The 22,029-nt window shown below is 64.8% G+C and carries 23 protein-coding genes and 1 tRNA gene; 14 read left to right on the forward strand and 10 right to left on the reverse strand.

Annotated elements, in window-relative coordinates:
• Positions 1-45: 45 nt before the first annotated feature.
• Positions 46-924 carry a KPN_02809 family neutral zinc metallopeptidase gene (gene ypfJ, locus ACX36O_RS08530; protein WP_213361014.1) on the reverse strand — a complete coding sequence of 293 codons (879 nt, stop codon included), beginning with the start codon at positions 922-924 and terminating at the stop codon, positions 46-48.
• Between the two features lie 196 nt (positions 925-1,120).
• Here ypfJ and ACX36O_RS08535 point away from each other — a divergent pair, with 196 nt between their 5' ends.
• Entirely contained in the window at positions 1,121-2,026 is a 906-nt protein-coding gene (locus tag ACX36O_RS08535; RefSeq protein WP_213361015.1) for a delta(1)-pyrroline-2-carboxylate reductase family protein, read from the forward strand.
• An 18-nt stretch (positions 2,027-2,044) separates the two neighbouring features.
• Here the strand turns inward: ACX36O_RS08535 and dcd are convergent, their stop codons facing one another.
• From dcd to ACX36O_RS08550, 3 genes are all read right to left on the reverse strand, one after another.
• Positions 2,045-2,614: a dCTP deaminase gene (gene dcd, locus ACX36O_RS08540; protein ID WP_213361016.1), complete on the reverse strand. Its 570-nt coding sequence runs from the start codon at positions 2,612-2,614 to the stop codon at positions 2,045-2,047.
• Positions 2,615-2,770: 156 nt separating this feature from the next.
• Complete coding sequence (locus tag ACX36O_RS08545; RefSeq protein WP_213361017.1) at positions 2,771-3,085, reverse strand: c-type cytochrome; 315 nt, start codon at positions 3,083-3,085, stop codon at positions 2,771-2,773.
• Between the two features lie 198 nt (positions 3,086-3,283).
• Complete coding sequence (locus tag ACX36O_RS08550) at positions 3,284-4,381, reverse strand: BMP family ABC transporter substrate-binding protein (protein ID WP_213361018.1); 1,098 nt, start codon at positions 4,379-4,381, stop codon at positions 3,284-3,286.
• Between ACX36O_RS08550 and ACX36O_RS08555 the strand changes: the two genes are divergently transcribed.
• Positions 4,380-4,541, forward strand: coding sequence for a hypothetical protein (locus ACX36O_RS08555; protein WP_213361019.1), 162 nt, complete (start codon positions 4,380-4,382; stop codon positions 4,539-4,541). The two genes, ACX36O_RS08550 and ACX36O_RS08555, sit on opposite strands and share 2 nt — an antisense overlap.
• Positions 4,542-4,557: 16 nt before the next feature.
• Here ACX36O_RS08555 and ACX36O_RS08560 read toward each other — a convergent pair whose 3' ends face one another.
• Genes ACX36O_RS08560 through ACX36O_RS08575 form a run of 4 tightly spaced genes read right to left on the reverse strand, consistent with a single transcriptional unit; the run spans position 4,558 to position 9,310 of the window.
• Positions 4,558-5,718 (reverse strand): BMP family ABC transporter substrate-binding protein, encoded by a 1,161-nt coding sequence (locus ACX36O_RS08560; protein ID WP_213361021.1) that lies wholly within the window; start codon positions 5,716-5,718, stop codon positions 4,558-4,560.
• 54 nt (positions 5,719-5,772) lie between these two features.
• On the reverse strand, positions 5,773-6,693 hold the full coding sequence (locus tag ACX36O_RS08565) for an ABC transporter permease (RefSeq protein WP_213361023.1): 921 nt from the start codon (positions 6,691-6,693) through the stop codon (positions 5,773-5,775).
• A complete protein-coding gene (locus tag ACX36O_RS08570; protein ID WP_213361024.1) occupies positions 6,693-7,781 on the reverse strand; it encodes an ABC transporter permease in 1,089 nt (362 codons plus the stop codon). Before ACX36O_RS08570 ends, ACX36O_RS08565 begins: the two co-directional genes overlap by 1 nt.
• Positions 7,778-9,310: an ABC transporter ATP-binding protein gene (locus ACX36O_RS08575; protein ID WP_488359658.1), complete on the reverse strand. Its 1,533-nt coding sequence runs from the start codon at positions 9,308-9,310 to the stop codon at positions 7,778-7,780. Before ACX36O_RS08575 ends, ACX36O_RS08570 begins: the two co-directional genes overlap by 4 nt.
• 201 nt (positions 9,311-9,511) lie before the next feature.
• Here ACX36O_RS08575 and ACX36O_RS08580 point away from each other — a divergent pair, with 201 nt between their 5' ends.
• From ACX36O_RS08580 to ACX36O_RS08595, 4 genes are all read left to right on the forward strand, one after another.
• Complete coding sequence (locus tag ACX36O_RS08580; RefSeq protein ID WP_250131018.1) at positions 9,512-10,066, forward strand: hemerythrin domain-containing protein; 555 nt, start codon at positions 9,512-9,514, stop codon at positions 10,064-10,066.
• A gap of 194 nt (positions 10,067-10,260) precedes the next feature.
• Positions 10,261-10,740 carry a hypothetical protein gene (locus tag ACX36O_RS08585; RefSeq protein WP_250131019.1) on the forward strand — a complete coding sequence of 160 codons (480 nt, stop codon included), beginning with the start codon at positions 10,261-10,263 and terminating at the stop codon, positions 10,738-10,740.
• Between the two features lie 57 nt (positions 10,741-10,797).
• A tRNA-Ser gene (locus ACX36O_RS08590) sits at positions 10,798-10,885 on the forward strand.
• A 54-nt stretch (positions 10,886-10,939) separates the two neighbouring features.
• Positions 10,940-11,629 (forward strand): SIR2 family NAD-dependent protein deacylase, encoded by a 690-nt coding sequence (locus tag ACX36O_RS08595; protein ID WP_213361047.1) that lies wholly within the window; start codon positions 10,940-10,942, stop codon positions 11,627-11,629.
• A gap of 10 nt (positions 11,630-11,639) precedes the next feature.
• Here the strand turns inward: ACX36O_RS08595 and ACX36O_RS08600 are convergent, their stop codons facing one another.
• Together ACX36O_RS08600 and ACX36O_RS08605 are read right to left on the reverse strand one after the other, a co-directional pair.
• Positions 11,640-12,365 (reverse strand): TVP38/TMEM64 family protein, encoded by a 726-nt coding sequence (locus ACX36O_RS08600; protein ID WP_213361048.1) that lies wholly within the window; start codon positions 12,363-12,365, stop codon positions 11,640-11,642.
• 12 nt (positions 12,366-12,377) lie between these two features.
• Complete coding sequence (locus ACX36O_RS08605) at positions 12,378-13,121, reverse strand: glycosyltransferase family 2 protein (RefSeq protein WP_213361049.1); 744 nt, start codon at positions 13,119-13,121, stop codon at positions 12,378-12,380.
• Positions 13,122-13,315: 194 nt separating this feature from the next.
• On the opposite strand from ACX36O_RS08605, the gene ACX36O_RS08610 reads away from it, so the two are divergent.
• From ACX36O_RS08610 to ACX36O_RS08645, 8 genes are all read left to right on the forward strand, one after another.
• Positions 13,316-14,941 carry an ArnT family glycosyltransferase gene (locus tag ACX36O_RS08610; RefSeq protein ID WP_488359659.1) on the forward strand — a complete coding sequence of 542 codons (1,626 nt, stop codon included), beginning with the start codon at positions 13,316-13,318 and terminating at the stop codon, positions 14,939-14,941.
• Positions 14,942-15,012: 71 nt separating this feature from the next.
• Entirely contained in the window at positions 15,013-16,179 is a 1,167-nt protein-coding gene (locus ACX36O_RS08615) for a nucleotide sugar dehydrogenase (protein WP_488359660.1), read from the forward strand.
• 159 nt (positions 16,180-16,338) lie between these two features.
• Complete coding sequence (locus ACX36O_RS08620) at positions 16,339-16,728, forward strand: PepSY domain-containing protein (RefSeq protein ID WP_371686726.1); 390 nt, start codon at positions 16,339-16,341, stop codon at positions 16,726-16,728.
• 84 nt (positions 16,729-16,812) lie between these two features.
• Positions 16,813-17,820 carry an NAD-dependent epimerase gene (locus tag ACX36O_RS08625; RefSeq protein ID WP_213361053.1) on the forward strand — a complete coding sequence of 336 codons (1,008 nt, stop codon included), beginning with the start codon at positions 16,813-16,815 and terminating at the stop codon, positions 17,818-17,820.
• 351 nt (positions 17,821-18,171) lie between these two features.
• The gene (locus ACX36O_RS08630) at positions 18,172-18,942 is read left to right on the forward strand and encodes an ABC transporter ATP-binding protein (RefSeq protein WP_213361055.1); all 771 of its coding nucleotides are present in this window, start codon (positions 18,172-18,174) and stop codon (positions 18,940-18,942) included.
• Positions 18,942-19,700, forward strand: a complete 759-nt coding sequence (locus ACX36O_RS08635; protein ID WP_213361057.1) for an ABC transporter ATP-binding protein — start codon at positions 18,942-18,944, stop codon at positions 19,698-19,700. The genes ACX36O_RS08630 and ACX36O_RS08635 overlap by 1 nt, the downstream gene beginning before the upstream one ends.
• 110 nt (positions 19,701-19,810) lie before the next feature.
• Entirely contained in the window at positions 19,811-21,040 is a 1,230-nt protein-coding gene (locus ACX36O_RS08640) for an ABC transporter substrate-binding protein (RefSeq protein ID WP_434087730.1), read from the forward strand.
• 91 nt (positions 21,041-21,131) lie between these two features.
• On the forward strand, positions 21,132-22,016 hold the full coding sequence (locus tag ACX36O_RS08645) for a branched-chain amino acid ABC transporter permease (RefSeq protein WP_213361061.1): 885 nt from the start codon (positions 21,132-21,134) through the stop codon (positions 22,014-22,016).
• Positions 22,017-22,029 lie beyond the last annotated feature (13 nt).

Genomic DNA, 22,029 nt, shown 5'->3' on the forward strand with positions numbered 1-22,029 from the left:
TCCGGCTGTTGCGCAGGCGAGACAAAGTCGCCTGCGAAGCACCTGTTACAGGTTGCTGGCGTTAAAGGTATCGCAAGCCTTGACGGAGCCGGTTTGCAGGCCCGTATTGAACCAGCGCACGCGCTGCGCGCTGGAACCGTGGGTGAAACTGTCTGGTACGGCATAACCCTGGCTGCGCTTTTGCAGTGCATCATCGCCGATTTTCGCCGCGGCGTCCATCGCGCGTTCGATATCGCCCTGCTCCAGAATATGGCGCGCACGGTCGGCATGGTTGGCCCAGACGCCTGCCAGACAGTCGGCCTGCAGTTCCACGCGCACGCTCAGCGCGTTCATCTGGCGTTCGCTCACGCGGCCGCGCATGGAGTCGACCTTGTCGGTGATGCCCATCAGGTTCTGCACGTGGTGGCCCACCTCGTGCGCGATCACGTAGGCCTCGGCAAACTCGCCGCTGGCGCCCAGGTCACGCTTGAGGGTGTTGAAAAAATCCAGATCCAGGTAGACCTTCTGGTCACCCGGGCAGTAGAACGGGCCCATGGCCGCCTGGCCGGTACCGCAGGCGGTGGCGGTGCGGCCGCTGTACAGCACCAGCTTGGGCTTTACGTAGCTGGCGCCGCTCTGGCGGAACAGGTCGGTCCAGACGTCTTCGGTATCGGCCAGCACGGTGGAGACGAAGGCGGCAACCGGATCCTCCTTCGGCGGAGCCGGTGCGGGTGCGCTCTGGGTGACCGGAGCAGAACCGCCCATGCCGGAAAGCACGTTGATGATGGTGAGCGGATTCACCCCGAAGATCATGCTGCCGACCAGCGCCAGCACAATGGTGCCAATGCCGATGCTGCGCCCGCCCAGCATGCCGCCGAAGCCGCCCCCGCCCTGGCCGCGGCGGTCTTCCACGTTATCGGACTGTCGATTGCCTTCCCATTTCATTGTGATATTTCCTTTACAGTCTGGACAGCCATTGCGACTCCGCTCTCCCTGCGGGTCGGGTCTCATGCACAACGATTATGCGCCAGAGTCCCTGGCGGCGTACGGCTCTTTCTGTAGGAAAGATGCCAAACTTCCGTTACCGTGACACGGGTCTCGCCGGCCGCCCGGCCAGTTCCGTTTTACAACAGCTCAGCCCATGAACAATACCGAACTCGCACTCCCCTACCCCGCCCTCGCCGACGAAATTGCCGTCCTGCTGGCCGATGCCAGCGTGAGCGTGCCGCCGCGCATCGTGGCGCCGCTGCATGGGGGCGGTTCGCTGTTCGTGATGCCGGGATCGGATACGCGCGTGGCCATGACCAAGGTGATCAGCTTCACGCCGGCCAATGTCGGTACGGCGCGGCCCACCATCCAGGGCGATGTGCTGGTGCTGGATGTGGCAACGGGCGAACGCCGGCTGATGCTGGACGGCCCCACCGTGACGGCACGACGCACGGCAGCCGTCTCGCTGCTGGCAGCGCAGCGCCTGGCACCCAATCCCGACGGGCCGGTGCTGATCGTGGGAGCGGGTGTGCAGGGCAAGGCGCATCTGGATGCGTTTGCCGCGGGACTGGGCAGCCGCCGCTTCCGCATCGCGTCGCGCTCCGCCGCCAGCGCGCAGGCCCTTGCCTCGCATGCGCACCTGCATGGACTGGAAGCAGAAGTGGTGACGGACCCGAACGCCGCGCTCGACGAGTGCCCGCTGGTGGTGACCTGCACGCCGGCGAGTCAGGCAGTGCTGCACGCCACGCCGCGCAAGGATGTGTTTGTTGCCGCCGTGGGTGCCTTCACGCCGGCGATGGTGGAACTCAGCCCGGGGTTCTGCCAGCATTTTGCCGCGCACGGACGCATCGTGGTGGATACGCCCGAGGCAGAGCACGAGGCGGGCGATCTGCTGCAGGCCGGGCTGGAGGTGGCCGGCATGCCGACGCTGACCGATGTGGTGTGCCGCGGCAGTGCCACACAGAAGGATCTGCCGGTGCTGTTCAAGAGCTGCGGCTGGGCCGGATGGGATCTGGCCGCGGCGCGGCTGGCCATGCGCGTGGCCGCGTCCGCGCAGTAAGACTGCTGCGGCCCGGGATCAGGTTTTGGGCAGCGTGACGCCAACCTGGCCCTGGTATTTGCCGCCGCGGTCCTTGTAGCTGGTTTCGCAGACTTCGTCGCTTTCGAAGAACAGCACCTGCGCACAGCCCTCGCCCGCGTAGATCTTGGCAGGCAGCGGCGTGGTGTTGCTGAATTCGAGCGTCACGTAGCCTTCCCACTCGGGCTCGAACGGCGTGACGTTGACGATGATGCCGCAGCGGGCATAGGTGCTCTTGCCCAGGCACACCGTCAGCACGTTGCGCGGAATGCGGAAATACTCGACCGTGCGCGCCAGCGCGAAGCTGTTGGGCGGAATGATGCAGACATCGCTGTGGATGTCGACAAAGCTCTTCTCGTCGAAGTTCTTGGGGTCGACCACCGTGCTGTGGATGTTGGTGAACACCTTGAACTCGGGGGCGCAGCGGATGTCGTAGCCGTAGCTGCTGGTGCCGTAGCTGACGATCTTGTGCCCCTCGGGCGAAAAACGGACCTGGTTCGGTTCGAATGGCTCGATCATGCCGTGCTGTTCGGCCATGCGGCGAATCCACTTGTCGCTCTTGATACTCATGCTGTGCCCCGGAAAGTGCTGCCAGTTGTCATGGGCGTGATTCTACGCGGGCGGACGGGCTTGCCACTGGCTGGCCTGCAAGGAAGCCGCCCGGCGGGATGGCAGACGCAAAAAAACCGGCTCACAGGGAGCCGGTCTGCTTGCAGGATCAGGCTGTCAGAACGACAGAATCCACTTCGCCAGTGTGCGGGCATCGGCTTCGCTCACGTTGGGGTTGGGCGGCATGGGCACGGCGCCGAAGCTGCCGGAGCCGCCTTCGCGGATTTTCTGCACCAGGGCGGCCTCGGCCGACTTGCCCTTGTAGCGGGCGGCAATGTCCTTGTAGGACGGGCCGACCACGCGCTTGTCGACGGTGTGGCAGCTCAGGCAGTTCTTGGAGCGTGCCAGCGCCTCGGACGCCTGGGCGCCCTGAACCACGCCGAACAGCAGGCCCGCTGCGACAGCGATGCTGGAGATGGTGGTGAGTTTCATGGAAGCTCCTTTGCTGGATATCTTGCAGGCCTTTGCGGTCTGCCTGTGCGTTTGGATCGGGCCCTGCGCAGAAAAGTTCCGCAGGGGATGCCGCCTTTTGCACCGCATCTTAGCGGTTTGCCGCCCCCGTGCGCGAGTGGCAAACACGCATTTGCGCAAGGTTACAGCATGGTGTCGCAGCTGCGAGACAGCGCCCGCTTACTTGCCCAGCGGCGGCGCCTGCACGCCCTGTGCCAGCCAGTTCATGGACAGCACCTGGGCATCGCTCAGCGTCTGGCCGGCGGGTACGCGCAGCTTGCCCTCGCGATCGGTGATGGGGCCGGCGAACGGCTGCAGCTTGCCAACGGCCAGCTCCTGCTGGCGGCGCAGCACTTCCTGCTGTACGGCAGCAGGCACCTTGCGGCCGAAATCGCCCACGCGGATCGCGCCCTGGCGCACGCCGTTCCAGACGTTCTGGCTCTTCCAGCTGCCCTGCTGCAGGGCCTTGATGCGCGAGACCTCGTAGTCGCCCCACAGGTGCGAGATGGACAGCAACTGATGGTCGGGCGCGTAGCGGCGCATGTCGGAGTGGTAGCCGATGACCCAGCGGCCGCGCTGCTGCGCCGCCACCGGCACGGCAGTGGAGCCGGTATGGAAAGCCAGCACGTCGGCGCCCTGGTCCATCAACAGCGTGGCAGCTTCGCGCTCGCGCGAGGGGTTGAACCATTCGTTGAGCCAGATCACGCGCACCTGGGCTTTCGGATTGACCGAGCGCATGCCCTGCGTGAAGGCATTGATGCCCTGCAGCACCTCGGGAATCGGGAAGCCGACCACGTAGCCGGCCAGGTTCGACTTGGTGACGCGGCCGGCGGCGATGCCGGCGAGATAGCGGCCCTCGTAGTAGCGGGCATTGGCCGTGGCGATGTTGGGCGCCTGGCGGTAGCCGGTCAGCACCTCGAACTTCACCTGCGGAAATTCGCGCGCCACTTTCATGGCCGGTTCCATGTAGCCGAAGCTGGTGGTGAAGATGATCTGGTTGCCCTGGCGCGCCAGATCGCGCAGCACGCGCTCGGCATCCGGGCCTTCGGCCACGCTGGCGACATGGGTGGTGCGCACGCTGTTGCCCAGCGCGCGTTCCACCTGCAGGCGGGCATCGTCATGCTGGCGTGTCCAGCCGGCATCGGTCACGGGAGTGACGTACATCCAGGCAGCACGAACAGGGGTGGAGGGAGAAGACCCGGAGGTCTGGGCGGAGACGCCGGGTACGGCGGACATGGCCAAAGCGGCCAGCAGTGTGGCCGCGAGGTTTTTATACATGGTGTTCCTCTACATGGCTCCGGAAAAGAAAAACTCTGCCGGCTGGAGCAAGGCCGTTGCAGAGGGCGGGATTTTACTGCCGTGGCGGATGCTGGAGGAGCACAAACATGCATGCGTGCGCTACAGACCACAAAAATGCCTGCTCGGAGCAGGCATTTGAAAAACACGGCCAGGCTTTACTTGGCACCCGGCACCTGGCCTTCGATGCCCTTCACGTAGAAGTTGATGCCGCGCAGGAACTTGTCATCGGCGACCTGGTCCTTGGCCAGCAGTTCCTTGCCGGACTGATCCAGCACAGGGCCTTTCCAGATGTGGAAGCTGCCGTCCCTCAGGCCGGCGCGCACTTCGTCCAGCTTGGCCTTGGCATCGGCAGGCACATCGGCGGCCAGCGAGACCAGGTCGATGGCACCTTCCTTCACGCCCCACCAGGATTCACCGCTCTGCCATTTGCCATCCAGCACGTCGCGCACGGTCTTGATGTAGTACGGGCCCCAGTTGATCACGGCCGAGCCCAGGTGCGCCTTGGGACCGTATTGCGTCATGTCGGAATCCCAGCCGAAGCCGCGCTTGCCCATTTTTTCGGCAGTCTGCAGCACGGCGGACGAGTCGGTGTTCTGCATCAGGATGTCGGCGCCGCCGTTGATCAGGGCTGTGGCCGCCTCGGTTTCCTTTGGCGGATTGAACCATTCGTTCACCCAGACGACCTTGGTGGTGATGGCCGGGTTGACGCTCTGCGCGCCCAGCGTGAAGCTGTTGATGTTGCGCAGCACTTCGGGGATCGGCACCGAAGCGACGACGCCAAGCACGTTGCTCTGGGTCATCTTGCCGGCGATCACGCCAGCCATGTAGGCGCCTTCGTAAGTGCGGCTGTCGTAGGTGGAGAGGTTGGCAGCGGTCTTGTAGCCGGTGGCGTGCTCGAACCTGGCATCCGGGAAGTCGCGCGCGACCTTGACCATGGACTCCATGTAGCCGAAGGTGGTGCCGAAAATCAGCTGATTGCCTTGCGACGCCATGTCGCGCAGCACGCGCTCGGCGTCAGAGGATTCGGGCACTTTCTCGACGAAGCTGGTCTGCACCTTGTCGCCGAATTCCTTCTCGACGGCCTTGCGGGCATTGTCGTGCGCGAAGGTCCAGCCGCCATCGCCCACCGGGCCAATGTAGGCAAAGGCAATCTTCAGCGGGCCCTTGCCGGCCGTTGCCGGGGCGGACGCGCTGGCGGCCGGTGCCGCGGAGGCGCCGGTGGCCGGTGCGTCCTTCTGGCCACAGGCGGCCAGGGTGAAGGCAGCCGCGGTGAACGCAGCGGCGCGCAGTGCGGTGCGCTTGGAAAAATCGATCATGAGCGAGGCTCCGTAGTGGGTGATTCTGGGGCGGCCGCCCCTGCGGTGCGGCCTTCAGCCGCCCGGATGGAACGGCTTGCCGAGTGCTGCCGGCATATTAATGCGAATCCATGTCGGATTGCGCGAGATCAGCGCCAGCACGACGATGGTGGCGACATAGGGCAACATGGTGAGCAGCTGGCTGGGCATGTCCACGCCCTGGCTCTGCAGCCAGAACTGCAGCATGGTAACGCCGCCAAACAGCCAGGCGCCCAGCAGCACGCGCAGCGGACGCCAGGTGGCGAAGGTGGTGAGCGCCAGCGCGATCCAGCCCTTGCCGGCGACCATGCCTTCCACCCACAGCGGCGTGTAGACGACCGACAGGAATGCCCCGGCCAGCCCACACAGCATGCCGCCGGCGACGATGGCAGCCAGGCGGATGCGGCGCACCGGATAGCCCAGTGCGTGCGCCGATTCGGGCGCCTCGCCCACGCTGCGCACCACCAGACCGGTGCGCGTGCGGTAGAAAAACCACAGCAGGCCGAACGCCAGCGCCACCGACAGATACACCACCGGATGCTGGCGGAACAGCGCGGTGCCGATCCAGGGCAGATCGGACAGCAGCGGCACGGCATGCTGGGCGCGCGCCGGCAGGCTGGCCTGCACGTAGCCGGTGCCGGCAAAGGCCGAGAAGCCGGCGCCGAACAGCGACAGCGCCAGTCCGGTAGCAAACTGGTTGGTATTGAGCCAGATCACCAGATAGCCCAGCGCAGCGGCGAGCAGGCCGCCGGCAATCATGCCGGCGGCAAAGCCGACCCAGTCGTTGCCGGTATGCACCACGGTGGCAAAGCCCGCCAGCGCGGCGCACAGCATCATGCCTTCGGCACCGAGGTTGACCACCCCGGCCTTTTCATTGATCAGCAGACCGAGCGAAGCCAGTGCCAGCACGGTGCCGGCGCTGAGCATGGAAGCGACGAGCAGTGCGGACTGTTCCATCACGCCCCTCCTTTCGCGGCAGCCTGCGGGCGCAGCCACTGCAGGCGGTAGTGGATCCAGGTATCGCAGGCCAGCAGCGTGAACAGCAGCAGCCCCTGGAACACGCCGGTGATGGACTTGGGCAGCCCCAGGCGCGACTGCGCCAATTCTCCGCCGATATAGAACATGCTCATGAGGATGGCCGACAGCACCATGCCGAAGGGATGCAGACGCCCGACAAAGGCGACAATGATGGCGGCAAAACCGTAACCCGCCGGCACGTGCGGCGTCAGCTGGCCGAGCGGCCCGGCCACTTCCAGGGCACCGGCCAGGCCGGCGGCACCGCCGGAAATCAGCAGTGCCGTCCACAGCGCGCGACGCGAGGAAAATCCGGCAAAGCGTGCGGCAGCCGGAGCCAGTCCGCCGACCTGCTGGGCAAAGCCGGAAATGGTGCGGAACAGGAAAATCCACAGCAGCCCGGCGCCCAGCAGCGCAATCAGCAGGCCCGCCGACACGCGCGAGCCTTCCATCAGGAGCGGAATCGCAGTCACGGCCTCGAACATGCGCGTCTGCGGGAAGTTGTAGCCCATGGGATCCTTCCAGGGACCATAGACCAGATAGCCCAGCACCTGCTCGGCCACGTAGACCAGCATCAGGCTGACCAGGATTTCGTTGGCATGGAAGCGGTCGCGCAACAGCGCCACGATGCCGGCCCAGGCCATGCCGCCCAGCACGCCGGCCGCCAGCACGGCCAGCACGATCCAGCGGCCGGTCTGCGCATCGGCCATCAGCGCCACGCCACCGGCCGTGACGGCACCGAGAATGAACTGCCCTTCCGCCCCGATGTTCCAGACGTTGGAGCGGAAGCACACCGCCAGGCCCAGTGCGATGATCAGCAGCGGCGTGGCCTTGACCATCAGCTCGCCGATGGCATAGGCGTTCTTGAGCGGCTCGACAAAGAACACATTCAGGCCCTGCACCGGATCCTTGCCCAGCAGGATGAACAGCAGCACGCCGATCAGCACCGTCAGGGCCAGCGCCAGCACGGGCGAAGCGTAGCTCCAGAAACGCGAGGGCCGCGCGCGCGGCACGAGTTGCAAGGCCTTCATGCTGGCACCTCCATCGCTGCGGCAAGCGGAGACACGTCCCACAGGCCGCTCATCCAGGCACCCAGCTGCTCCACCGTGGCCTCGCTGGCCGGAATCGACGGCGACAGCCGTCCGCGCGCCAGCACCAGCAGGCGATCACTCAATGCAAACAATTCGTCCAGTTCCTCACTCACGACCAGAACCGCGCAGCCAGCGTCGCGCAAGGCCAGGATCTCGGCATGGATCTGCGCCTGCGCGCCCACGTCCACGCCCCAGGTCGGCTGCGACAGGATCAGCAGCTGCGGCCCGCCGTCGATCTCGCGTCCCACGATGTATTTCTGCAGATTGCCGCCGGACAATGCCCGCGCAGGCACATCCACGCCGGCCGCCTTGACGCCGAAGCGCTCGATGATGCCCTGTGCCTGCGCACGCAGCCGGCCCATGCGGATCCAGCCGCCCGGTGCCACCGCCTCGCGCCGCGTCAGCAGCAGGTTGTGTGCCAACCCGAGCATGGGCACGGCGCCGCGTCCGAGGCGCTCTTCCGGCACCACATGCATGCCGGCAGCGCGGCGACGGCGCGGGCCCCACTGGCTCACGTCCTGTCCGTGCAGGCGCACCATGCCGGGAGCGGCACGCCGGTCCTCGCCATCGAGCGCCGCCAGCAGTTCATGCTGGCCGTTGCCCGACACGCCGGCAATGCCCACCACCTCACCCGCACGCACTTCGAAGGAGATACCCTGCAGCTCGGTACCGAACTGGTGGCTGCTCGGCAGGCTCAGGCCATAGACCTCCAGCACCTGCCCGCCCGGCGTGCTGGGGCGTTTGCGCAGCGCCGGCGGCTCGGCCCCGATCATCATGCGGCTGAGGGAGGCGTTGCTCTCCAGCTGCGGATTGCATTCGCCGCTGACACGGCCGCCGCGCAGCACCGTGCAGGCCGTGCACAGGGAGCGGATTTCGTGCAGCTTGTGGCTGATGTAGAGAATGCTGCAGCCTTCGGACGCCAGCCGCCGCAGCACCTCGAACAGACCCTGCACTGCCTGCGGCGTCAGCACCGAGGTGGGCTCGTCCAGGATCAGCAGGCGCGGGTTGGTCAGCAAGGCACGGATGATCTCGACGCGCTGGCGTTCGCCCACGCCCAGTGTGTGCACGGCGCGATCGGGATCGATCGGCAGGCCGTAGGTCGCGGCCTTCTCGCGGATCATGGCGCTGACCTGCGCCAGGCTGTGGCTGCGGTCCAGGCCGAGCCAGACGTTTTCGGCGACGGTAAGGGTGTCGAACAGGCTGAAATGCTGAAACACCATGGCGATGCCCAGCGCGCGCGCCTGTTGCGGCGTTTCCACACGCACCGGCTGACCATCGATGGCGATGCTGCCTTCGTCGGCCTGCACGGCACCGTAGATGATCTTCATCAGCGTGGATTTTCCAGCGCCGTTTTCGCCGAGTACGGCATGGATTTCGCCCGGCTGTACCGTGAGGGAGACGGACTCGTTGGCAGTGACGCCGGGATAGCGCTTGGTGATGTCGGTAAGCTGCAGTCGGGGTGCGGGCATGGGTTGCGCGGACGGGCTGGGCTCCCTGCCTTGCAGGCAGGGTTGCTGAAAAGTGCCTATTGTCGGTGCAAACGCACGCTTTGTGACAGATCGTGTCGCAGTTTTCGGCACTGCATGCCCGCACCGCAAGTGCTGCCATCGGCCCCGGCTGGCATCCTGCAGCGCACAATAGGGCATCTTTGGCAAGAACCTGCAAACACCGTGGCTACTGTCCCCATTCTTGAACCGGGCCGCACCGCGCTGGCCCCCACCTTCGAACAACCACTGCACATGCTGCAGGCCTGCCATGAGCGCGTTTTGCGCATGTGCACACTGCTGGAACGGCTGCAGGCCCACGCGGCAACCCATGGCGCCGACGAGCAGGCGCGCCAGGCTGCGCGCGACATCCTGCGCTACTTCGACATCGCCGGACCGCACCATCACGAAGACGAAGAGCGCCACCTGTTTCCGCGCATGCTGGCCAGCGGCGATGCCCGCCAGGTGGAGCTGGCCGACACCTTGCACCAGCAGCATCTGGCGATGGCGGAGCTGTGGCAGAAGCTGCGCGCGGAGCTGGAGCTGCTGGAAGGTGGCGATGCAGCCCCCTTGCTGGGCAGTGCCGTGGCAGCGCCCTTCCTCGAGGCCTACCGCGCGCACATTGCCTGCGAGGAAGACGATGCCTATCCGCGCGTGTTCGCCGATGTGCCCGAGGAGCAGCAGCGCGCCTGGGGTGAAGAGATGGCGCAGCGACGCATCAGCCAGCCCAGACTCGCCTGAGATTTTCCGCCGCACGAGCATCCTCGGCGATGCCTTGATCGAGATGTGCCGGGCATGGGCTCAGGCCCGGCATGTTTCATTGTGCAACCGCGCATGCCGTGCTGTGCATGCGGACTACCATGCAGGAATCGACCGTCCAGCAAAATGACATCGATGCCGTCTTGCTGCCTGCCTCTTCTCCAGAAAGGTCCGCCATGCCGCTGCCAAGTGACATCCCTGCAACTCCTGATGCATCCGCACCCCCCCGCCGCATGCTGTTGCGCCTGGCCGCTGCAGCCGGCGCGCTGGGAACGGCCATTCTGGCGGGCTGCGGTTTCGGTGGCCGTCCGGCGGCACGCAGCGCGGCCGACATGGCCTTTCGCCGCCAGTCGGCGCGCCACCTGTACGGCCGCTATGCCAATCGCATCTACCGCGGCATGCTGCCACCCATGCTGTATGCCGTAGGCACGCTGGAGGTGAACCTGGCGGCCAATGGCCAGGTACGCTCGGTGCGCTGGATGCGCGGGCCGACCCATGTTCCGGAAGTGATGCGCGAAATCGAAACCATGGTGCGCGCCGCCTCGCCCTTTCCTCCTCCGGGCAGCGGCGGCGGACGCTATGTGGACACCTGGCTGTGGGATCGCAGCGGGCGTTTCCAGCTGGATTCGCTGACCGAGGGCCAGTTGCGCGCCTGAGCTGCGAACCCACCCCGCCGTCTGGCAAACGGAATCCCGCAGTACAATGACAGGTTCGGAAGCGTGGGAGAGTGGTTTAATCCAGCGGTCTTGAAAACCGCCGACCAGCAATGGTCCGTGAGTTCGAATCTCACCGCTTCCGCCAAGGCGCGAGAACACCACTCTGGTGTGTTCCTAGCGCATCCGATGGAACTGCCTCATGAAAACCTGCGTGGTCCTGACCGGAGCCGGCATCAGCGCCGACAGCGGTCTGAAAACCTTCCGCGACGCCGGCGGCCTGTGGGAAGGCCACCGCGTACAGGACGTGGCGACGCCTGAAGGCTTTCAGGCCAATCCCCGGCTCGTTCTCGACTTCTACAACGCCCGCCGTCGCCAGCTGCAGCAGGTCAAGCCCAACGCCGCACATTTTGCGCTGGCCGAACTGGAGCGGCGCTACCGTGTCCGGATCATCACCCAGAACGTCGACAACCTGCACGAGCGCGCCGGCAGCAGCCAGGTGCTGCATCTGCATGGCGAGCTGACCAAGCTGCGCAGCACGCGCGATCCGGGTTACGTCATCGACTGGCACCACGACCAGTTGCCCGACCATGCCGATCCGATGGGCGCACCAATGCGCCCGCATATCGTCTGGTTTGGCGAGGAAGTGCCTGCGCTCGAGCAGGCGCTGGAACTGGTGGCAGAAGCCGATGTGGTGCTGGTGGTGGGCACCTCGCTCAAGGTATACCCGGCCGCCGGCCTGATCGCCTATGCTCCGCCACACGCCGACGGCTATCTGATCGACCCCAATCCGTCGCTGCAGGCTGCTGCTGCCTACGACCTGACGGTGATTCCCGAACGGGCCGCGCTCGGCGTGCCGAAGGTAGTGGACTACCTGCTGCGCAGCGACTGAGAGCGGCGTTTCAGTCCTTGTCCATCGTCCGGTGCTTGCGCAACGTCCAGAACCAGATGCCGGCCAGCAGCACTGCCGCCACGCCCAGTTGCACCGCCCCGGCCCAGGGCACATCCTGCGCCACGCCGCTGCCCACGATCACCGCGACCACGCCCTGCGGCAGGAAACCGATGACGGAGCCGATGACGAAGGCGCGGTTGCGCACCTTGCTCAGCGCCAGCCCGAGGTTGATGATGCCGTTGCTCACCGGCAGCATGCGGATCAGCACGACCGAAGCCACGGTGGGCTTGGCATGCACGATGCGGCCGAAGAAGCGGTTCTTGCCGAAGCGCTCGGTCAGCCACTCGCGCCCGCCCCAGCGTGCCGCGCGGAAGGCGACGAAGGAGCCCAGCAGGCTTCCCAGCGTGGACCACAGCAGACCCTGCCAGAAACCGAAGGCAAATCCCGCCAGCGCACAGAACAGCAGGCGCGGCACGCCCACCATGATGAGAAAGCCGCTGAGCAGCACGAAGTAGAGCTCCGCGCGCAGGCCGCCGCCCTTGAACATGCCGGCCAGCGTGTTCCAGTCGCGCAGCTGCTGGCCGAGCGGGGTGAACTGGATCAGCGCGAACAGTACCACGCCAATGCCCACCAGCGTGAGCAGCTTGCGCGAGGTGTTGTGGGCAACCTGTTCCAGTTCCTCCGGAGGGACATCCTCCAGCGCCTCTTCCAGGGCTGATTCGTGTTCGTTGCGCATGAATGGCGCAGTTTACAGGCGGTTGGAGCGCACGGCGCGCGCCAGATACCAGCGCACGCCGAAGCAGTCGCGGATGCCGCGCCACAGGCGGTTGTGCACGCCGTACTTGGATACGCCCCGCATGCGCTCGCGGTGATTCACCGGGGTTTCGATCACGGTAAAGCCCTGGCCGCGCAGCAGCGTCGGCAGGAAGCGGTGCAGGCCGTTGAATACCGGCACTTCGCGCAAGGCGCTGCGTTTGGCTACGCGCACACCGCAGCCGCTGTCGCTCACCTTGTCGCCGGTGATCCAGTTGCGGTAGCCGTTGGCCACGCGCGAGGAGAACTTGCGCAGCCAGGTATCCTGGCGCTTGGCCCGCACGCCGGTGACGCAGTCCACGCCCTGTTTTTCGGCCAGCGCCAGCATGCCGGGCAGGTCAGCCGGATCGTTCTGGCCGTCGCCGTCTAGCGTGCCGACCCATTCGCCGCGCGCCGCCTGGAAGCCGCTGGCCACCGCCGCGCTCTGGCCGGCATTGACGCGGTGGAACACGCCGCGCACCGTCGGATATTGCGCCTCGAGCTGGCGGATCACGCTGGCCGTCTTGTCGGTGCTGGCGTCGTCCACCAGGATCAGCTCGTAGCCGCCGGGCAGGTCGCGCAGGGTGGCGATGACTTCTTCAGCCAGCGGAATGACGTTTTCCTCTTCGTTGTAGGAAGGAATCACGACGGACAAACGCACACCTGCGTGAGGCGCCGGGCTGGCGGTAACTTGGGTCATTGTGAGGGGGACGCTGCATGCGCCCATGCTTGAGACAAGATTAGAATTTTATGCCAGCGTCCGCCATCCGTCAGGACATGCGCCGGTTTCAACTTGCTACGGTGATGGCGGCTGGTATATTGCGCGTGCATCATGCTGCAATGCAGCAACACCGCGCCGCCGCGCCAAGTGGCAGCGTCTTCTGGAGAATCCGAATGTCCGACCCCGCGCGTTCCCTGGCGCCCTCCCGGCAACGCCTGCTGTGGCTGTCCCTGGCCTTGCTGGCCGTGCTCACGCTGGTCGCGGTGCTCAGCCGTCCGCTCACCCCGCTGGATGAAACCCGCTATGTGGGCGTGGCCTGGGAGATGTGGCTGCGCGGCGACTTTCTGGTGCCCTACAAGAACGGCGCGCCCTACGACCACAAGCCGCCGCTGATGATGTGGCTGTTCCAGCTCGGCTGGGCGCTGAGCGGAGGCGTGAATGAATGGTGGCCGCGGCTGGTATCGCCGCTGGCTTCAGCCGCCAGCCTCTTGCTGACCTGGGGCCTGGCACGCCGGCTGTGGCCGCAGCGCCCCGGGATTGCAGGGCCGGCCGTACTGATGCTGCTGGGCGGCATGCTGTGGATGATTTTTTCCACCATGGCCATGTTCGACATCCTGATGGCGTTGTGCACGCTGATCGGCATGCACGGCATCGTGATGGCGGCCGACGGGCAGGCGCGGCGCGGCTTTGCCGTGCTCGGGCTGGCCATTGGCCTGGGGGTGCTGGCGAAGGGGCCGGTGATCCTGCTGCAGGTGTTGCCCGCAGCACTGCTGGCGCCGTGGTGGAACCGCGGCCTGCGCTGGGGGCGCTGGCTGGGCGGCATTGGCTTGTCGATTCTGCTCGGTGCCGCCATTGCGCTGGCCTGGGCGATTCCGGCCGGCTACTCGGGCGGCGAGGAATACCGCAACGCGATTTTCTGGGGCCAGACGGCCAACCGCATGGTGGAATCGTTCGCGCACCGTCGCCCGATCTGGTGGTATCTGCCCTTGCTGCCGCTGATGCTGTTTCCGTGGTTCCTCTGGACGGGACTGTGGCGCGCCACCCTGCCCTATCTGCGCCAGCGGCTGGACCGTGGCGGGCGTTTCTGCATTGCCTGGAGCCTGCCGGTGCTGCTGGCGTTTTCCTTCATCAGCGGCAAGCAGCCGCATTATCTGATCCCGATTTTCCCGGCCTTTGCCCTGCTGACGGCGCGGGCGCTGGACGAGGTGGAACAGGCGCGCGGGCTGTGGCTGCCGGCGTTGCTCGTGTTTGTGCTGGGCGGCGTGATGCTGGCGCCCGAGAAGCTGGGTATCCACCTGGATGAAGCCACCGTGCTGGCCTGGCCCGGGGTGGCGCTGATGCTGGCGACGGTGCTGATCTATGCGCTGGGCCGCCGCAGCGCCAAGCCGCTGGTGCCGCTGGCCCTGCTGGGCGTGGCGCTGGCGAGTGCCATCCAGCTGGCGGTGCTGCGTCCGCAGTACGACTCCTATGACATGCACCCGGTCGCCCGTGCCGTGAAGCAGGTGCAGGATGCCGGTGGCCAGGTGGGGCACATGGGCTTCTATCACAACCAATACCAGTTTGCCGGACGGCTGGAGCAGCCGCTGGTGCAGATCGAGGGACAGGAAGCGGTGCGCAGCTGGGTGGCGGCGCACCCGCAGTCGCACATCGTGCTGTACACGCGCGATATGCACCAGCTCGATGGCGTGCCGGTGCTGGCCATCCAGCGCTACCGCGGCGGCAGCGCGGCGCTGATGACCACGGCGACGGCCCGGGCCTTTCTGGCGCGCCCGCAGGCCGCCGACGAACTGAAATGGTAAGGATTTATGATGTTTCGCGGCACATGCCTGTGCCACCGAGTTTTCATCCTGCAACCTGACGCGCTCCTTCCATGAAAATCGCAATCGCCGGCACGGGTTACGTCGGCCTGTCCAATGCCATCCTGCTGGCCCAGCACAACGAAGTCGTCGCCCTGGATATCGTTCCCGCCAAGGTCGACCTGATCAACGCGCACAAGTCGCCGATTGCCGATGCGGAAATCGAGGACTATCTCGCACACAAGCGGCTCAATCTGCGTGCCACGCTGGACCAGCGCGAGGCCTACGAAGGTGCGGATTACGTCATCATCGCCACGCCGACCGACTACGACCCCGACACCAGCTATTTCGACACGCGCTCGGTGGAAGCGGTGATCCGCGATGTGCTGGCCATCAATCCGCAGGCGGTGATGGTGATCAAGTCGACGGTGCCGGTGGGCTATACCGAGCGCATGCGTGCCGAGATGCAGTGCGACAACCTGATCTTCTCGCCCGAGTTCCTGCGCGAGGGCAAGGCCCTGTACGACAACCTGCACCCTTCGCGCATCATCGTGGGCGAGCAGTCGGAGCGGGCGCGCGTATTTGCGCAACTGCTGCAGCAAGGGGCGTTGAAGCAGGACATTCCGGTGCTGTTCACCGGATCGACCGAGGCCGAGGCGGTCAAGCTGTTTTCCAACACCTATCTGGCCATGCGCGTGGCCTACTTCAACGAACTGGACAGCTACGCCGCCATCCACGGGCTGGACACGCGCCAGATCATCGAGGGCGTGGGGCTGGATCCGCGCATCGGCACGCACTACAACAATCCCTCGTTCGGCTATGGCGGTTACTGCCTGCCCAAGGACACCAAGCAGTTGCTGGCCAACTACCGCGAAGTGCCGCAAAACCTGATCCGCGCCATCGTCGATTCGAACACCACGCGCAAGGACTTCATCGCCGACGAGATCATCAACCTGCGCCCGCGCGTGGTCGGCGTGTTCCGCCTGATCATGAAGGCCGGATCGGACAACTTCCGCTCATCCAGCATCCAGGGCATCATGAAGCGCATCAAGGCCAAGGGCATCGAGGTGATCGTGTACGAGCCGGCGCTGACCGACGAGCACTTCTTCAATTCGCGGGTGGTGAATGATCTGGAAGCCTTCAAGCGCGAGGCGGACGTGATCATCGCCAACCGGCGCAGCCCGCAGCTGGCGGATGTGAATCACAAGATCTACACGCGCGACCTGTTCGGGAACGACTGAGCAACACGCACCAAGTCGATAGAGCGGGGCCGCTGCTGCGGCCCCTTGAACCTTAAGCATTCCATCAGCGAACGCTAAGGCATTCCTAAGCTTGCGTGACGATGATAGAGGCATCGACAGCAATCGTGCTGCGACAAACTCCCGAAAAGGAACATCATCATGAAACGCAACACTTCCATCGCCGCCCTGCTCGCTGCAGCCACCATCGCCACCACAGGCGGATTTGCCTATGCAGGCCAGGACGGCAAGCGCGCCGGCGATCGCTACGACGAACTGCTCACCTCCAAAATCACGCTGCAGCACGCCATCGCTTCAGCGCAACTGCAGCACCCGGACGGCCGCGTGATCAAGGCCGAACTGGAGCAAGGCAAGGATGCGCCGTACTACGAGGTGGACGTGGTCACGCCCGACAAGAGCGTGGTCGAGGTGCGAGTCGATGCTACCGATGGCAAGGTGATTGCCAGCGATGTGCAGAACCGCGATGCCCGCAAGGACAGGCAGGAGCGCAAGGACGCCAAGGAACGCAAGGACGCCAGGGAGCGCTCCTGATCCCAACCGGCCGCTCGCGGATTTTTTCCGGAGCGGCCGCGCTCTGCACCGCCAAATCCCGCTCGCTGCCTCTAAGATAGCGTGATGAAGATTCTCGTCACCGGCTCGGCCGGATTCATTGGCGCGGCGCTGACGCAGCGCCTGCTGGCGCGTGGCGACAGCGTGGTCGGCATCGACAACCACAACGATTACTACGATCCGCGCCTGAAGGACGCCCGCCTGGCGCAGTTCGCCGATCATCCGGGCTATACGCACTACCGCATCGATCTGGCCGACCGCGCGGCGGTCGAGCAGGTGTTTGCCACGCACAAGCCGCAGCGCGTGGCCAATCTGGGCGCGCAAGCCGGTGTGCGCTACTCGATCGACAACCCGCTCGCCTATATCGACAGCAATGTGCTCGGTTTTGCCCACATTCTGGAGGGTTGCCGCAACCACGGTTGCGAGCATCTGGTGTATGCCAGCAGCTCCAGCGTGTACGGCGCCAACACGGACATGCCGTACTCGGTGCACCAGAGCGTGAACCACCCGCTCAGCCTGTACGCTGCCAGCAAGAAGTCGAACGAACTGATGGCGCATGTGTACAGCAACCTGTTCCAGATTCCGACCACCGGCCTGCGCTTCTTTACCGTGTATGGTCCCTGGGGCCGGCCGGACATGGCGCTGTTCAAGTTCACGCGCGCCATCCTGCAGGGCGAGCCGATCAAGGTATTCGGCTACGGACAGCACAAGCGCGACTTCACCTATATCGACGATATCGTCGAAGGCGTGATCCGCGTGCTGGATCGCCCTGCTCCACCCGATCCGGCCTGGGACAGCCGGAATCCCGACCCGGCCAGCAGCAGCGCGCCCTGGCGCGTGTACAACATCGGCAACAACCAGCCGGTGGTGCTGCTCGACTACATCGCCGCACTGGAGCAGGCGATCGGCAGGAAAGCCGAGATGGAATTGCTGCCGCCGCAACCCGGCGACCTGCACGACACCTTTGCCGATGTGAGCGAACTGGTGCAGGAATTTGACTATCAGCCCGCCACACCCGTCACTGAAGGGGTGCAGCGGTTTGTGGACTGGTATCGCGGGTTTTACGGCGCATAATCCCGTCATTGCCAAGCGCAATTGCATTAATCCCGCATGACAGGCGTGTGATTAATCACACATGGCCCACCCGGAATATTTCCATATCCGGATTAATGGCTTTCATGCGCCTTTAAATACACTTTGGCTTAATTGTTCCCAACCCGCATCCAGCGGGCTGGAGCGCCCTGCGTTTTTGTCAGGAAGCGCTCCTTTCCTGCTGCTAAAATACTTGTTAAAAATCACCTATCTTATTGATTTATATTAATAAATTTGATTTTAAACAGGCAAGCCACCTGTCAGGGTAATCCTTGATCCGACCGTTCGGATTTTGCCCGTAGACTGCATCACTTCAACGCAAGCGAAGCAGCCATGAGCGATATTATTCTCGAAGCCAGAAACCTGACCAAGGAATTCAAGGGATTCGTTGCCGTCAACAACGTCAATCTCAAGGTCCAGCGCGGCAATATCCACGTCCTGATCGGCCCCAATGGCGCCGGCAAGACCACCTGTTTCAACCTGCTCACCAAGTTTCTCAAGCCCACCTCCGGCCAGATCCTCTTCAACGGCAAGGACATCACCCATGACGAGCCCGCCACCATCGCCCGCAACGGCATCGTGCGCTCCTTCCAGATCTCCGCCGTCTTCCCCCACATGACCGTGCTGCAGAACGTGCGCCTGGGCATGCAGCGCAGGCTCGGCGCGTCCTTCCACTTCTGGCGCAGCGAGAAGATGCTCGACCAGCTCAACGCGCGCTGCATGCAGCTGCTCGCCGAGGTCAAGCTCGAGCAGTTCGCCAACGAGCTCGCCGTCAACCTGCCCTACGGCCGCAAGCGCGCCCTGGAGATCGCCGCCACCCTGGCCATGGAGCCCGAGCTCATGCTGCTTGACGAACCTACCCAGGGCATGGGCCACGAGGACGTGGGTCACGTCACCGACCTGATCAAGCAGGTCTCTGCCGGCCGCACCATCATGATGGTCGAGCACAACATGAAGGTGGTCTCCACCATCGCCGACACCATCACGGTGCTCTCGCATGGCGAGGTGCTCGCCGAGGGCAACTACGCCGAGGTGTCGCAGAACCCGCAGGTGATGGAGGCCTACATGGGCACCACGGCCACCGAACTGCAAGGAGCCCACTGATGCATGCCGTTCTCGAACCCCAGGCCACACAGGCGGCCAGCACCGGCACTCCGGTGCTGGAGATCAGCGATCTGCATACCTGGTATGGCGAATCCCACATCCTGCATGGCGTGAACCTCACCGTGAACAAGGGCGAGGTGGTGAGTCTGCTGGGCCGCAATGGCGCCGGGCGCACCACCACGCTGCGCGCCATCATGGGTATGGCCGGCAAGCGCCGCGGATCCATCAAGATCAATGGCGTGGAGACCATCCGCATGCCCACCTACCGCATCGCCCACATGGGCGTGGGCTATTGTCCGGAGGAGCGCGGCATCTTCGCCAGCCTGAGCTGCGAGGAGAACCTGTACCTGCCCCCGCGCGTGCGCAGCAAGCAGCCGCAGCCGCCCATGCACACCAAGGAGATCTACGAGATGTTCCCCAACCTGGAGCGGCGCAAGCACAGCCCGGGCACGCGCCTGTCCGGCGGCGAGCAGCAGATGCTGGCGGTGGCGCGCATCCTGCACACCGGCGCCAACCTGCTGCTGCTCGACGAGATCTCCGAGGGCCTGGCTCCCGTGATCGTGCAGGCGCTGGCGCGCATGATCACCATGCTCAAGGCCAAGGGCTACACCATCGTGATGGTGGAGCAGAACTTCCACTTTGCCGCGCCGCTGGCAGACCGGCTCTATGTGATGGAGCACGGCGAGATTGTCGAGCAGTTTGCGGCCAGCCAGCTGCAGGAGAAGATGCCGGTGCTCAACGAGCTGCTGGGCGTCTGAGTCCTTCCGATTCCTTTTACCCACACCCTTCCCTCTCGAGAAAAACCAGGAGACAAACGATGAAACTGAACAAAGCAGCAAGCCTGACCGCGGTGGCCGCTTCCGTGCTAATGCTGGTGGCCTGTGGCAAGCAGGGCAGCAGCTCGGCGCCTGCGGCCTCTGGCGCCAGCGGCGCCACCGCCGCTGCTCCTGCCGCTGGCGGTGGCGGTGACGTAATCCGCATCGGCTTTACCACCGACATGTCCGGCGTGTACTCCGACGTGGATGGCAAGGCTGGCGCCGAGGCGATCCAGATGGCCATCGACGACTTTGGCGGCTCGGTGCTGGGCAAGAAGGTCGAGCTGGTGAGCGCCGACCACCAGAACAAGGCCGACATCGCTGCCTCCAAGGCACGCGAGTGGCTGGACCAGCAGAACGTGCAGATGATGGTGGGCGGCACCAACTCCGCCACTGCCCTGGCCACGGCCAAGATCATGGCCGAGAAGAAAAAGCCCTACTTCGTCATCGGTGCCGGCTCTGCCCGCCTGACGAACGAGGACTGCACACCCTACAACGTCCACTACGCCTATGACACCGTGGCCCTGGCGCGCGTGGCGGGCAAGGCGCTGATCGAACGTGGCGACAAGAACTGGTACTTCCTGACTGCCGACTACGCCTTCGGCCACTCACTCGAAAAGGACACCACCACCATCGTCGAGGCTGGCGGTGGCAAGGTGCTGGGCTCGGTGAAGGTGCCGCTGGGCAACTCCGACTTCTCCTCCTTCCTGCTGCAGGCCAAGCAGTCCAAGGCCCAGGTGCTGGGTCTGGCCAACGCCGGCGGCGACTTCATCAACAGCGTGAAGGCCGCCAACGAATTCGGCCTATCCAAGGACATGAAGCTGGCCGGCCTGCTGGTGTTCATCAACGACGTGCACGCGCTGGGTCTGAAGGATGCGCAAGGCCTGCTGGCCACGACGAGCTGGTACTGGAACCAGGACGACGATTCCCGCAAGTTCGCCAAGCGCTTCTTCGAGAAGTTCAACCGCATGCCGAGCATGCTGCAGGCAGCCGATTACTCGGCCACCACCACCTGGCTGAATGCCGTAAAAGCGGCCGGCACCACCGATGGCGATGCCGTGATGAAGGTCATCAAGAGCACGCCGATCAACGACATGTTCGTCAAGGACGGCAAGGTGCGTGAGGACGGCCGTCTGGCGCAGACCATGTACCTGATGCAGGTGAAGAAGCCTGACGAGTCCAAGGAGCCCTGGGACTACTACCAGCAGGTGAAAGCCGTGCCGGGCGACCAGGCCTACACCCCGCTGTCCGAGTCCAAGTGCAGCTTCGTCAAGAAGTCCTGATGCCGTGAGGCAGTGGTTGCCCTCCCGGAGGGCAGCCACTGCCGGCGCAAGCCGTGACCGGCTTTTCATCACCTGTTACTCCTGAACCCCCATGGAAATCTTCGGCATCCCCCTTGCGGGCGTCATGAGCCAGTTGCTGATCGGTCTGGTCAACGGCTCCTTCTACGCCATGCTCAGCCTCGGGCTGGCTGTCATCTTCGGCCTGCTCAACGTCGTCAACTTCGCACACGGCGCCATGTTCATGCTCGGCGCCATGATCGCCTGGATGGGCGGCCAGTACCTCGGGCTGAGCTACTGGGTCATGCTCTTTCTCGCTCCCCTGGTCGTCTTCGCCATCGGCATCGTCATCGAGAAACTCTTCCTCAAGCACCTCTACAAGCTCGACCACCTCTACGGCCTGCTGCTCACCTTCGGCATCACCCTCGTCGTCGAAGGCCTGCTGCGCACCCAGTACGGCGTCTCCGGCCTGTCCTACAGCCCCCCGGAGCTGCTGCGCGGCTCCACCGATCTGGGCTTCATGGTCCTGCCCAACTACCGCGCGTGGGTCGTCTTCGCATCGCTCGCCGTCTGCCTGGGCACCTGGCTCATCATCGAGAAGACCAAGCTCGGCGCCCTGCTGCGCGCCGGCACCGAGAATCCCAAGCTGGTCGAAGCCTTCGGCATCAACGTACCCCGCATGGTCACCCTCACCTACGGCCTCGGTGTGGCCCTCGCTGCCGTCGCCGGCGTGCTCGCCGCCCCCGTGCTGCAGGTCAGCCCCCTGATGGGCTCCAACCTCATCATCGTCGTCTTTGCCGTCGTCGTCATCGGCGGCATGGGCTCCATCCTCGGCTCCATCGTCACCGGCCTGGCCCTGGGCGTGATCGAGGGCATGACCAAGGTGTTCTATCCCGAGGCGTCCACCACCGTGGTGTTCGTGATCATGGTGCTGGTGCTGATGTTCCGCCCCGCCGGACTGTTCGGCAAAGAGAAGTGACGCAAAGGGATCC

The sequence above is a fragment of the Brachymonas sp. KE5 genome, from assembly GCF_057773645.1.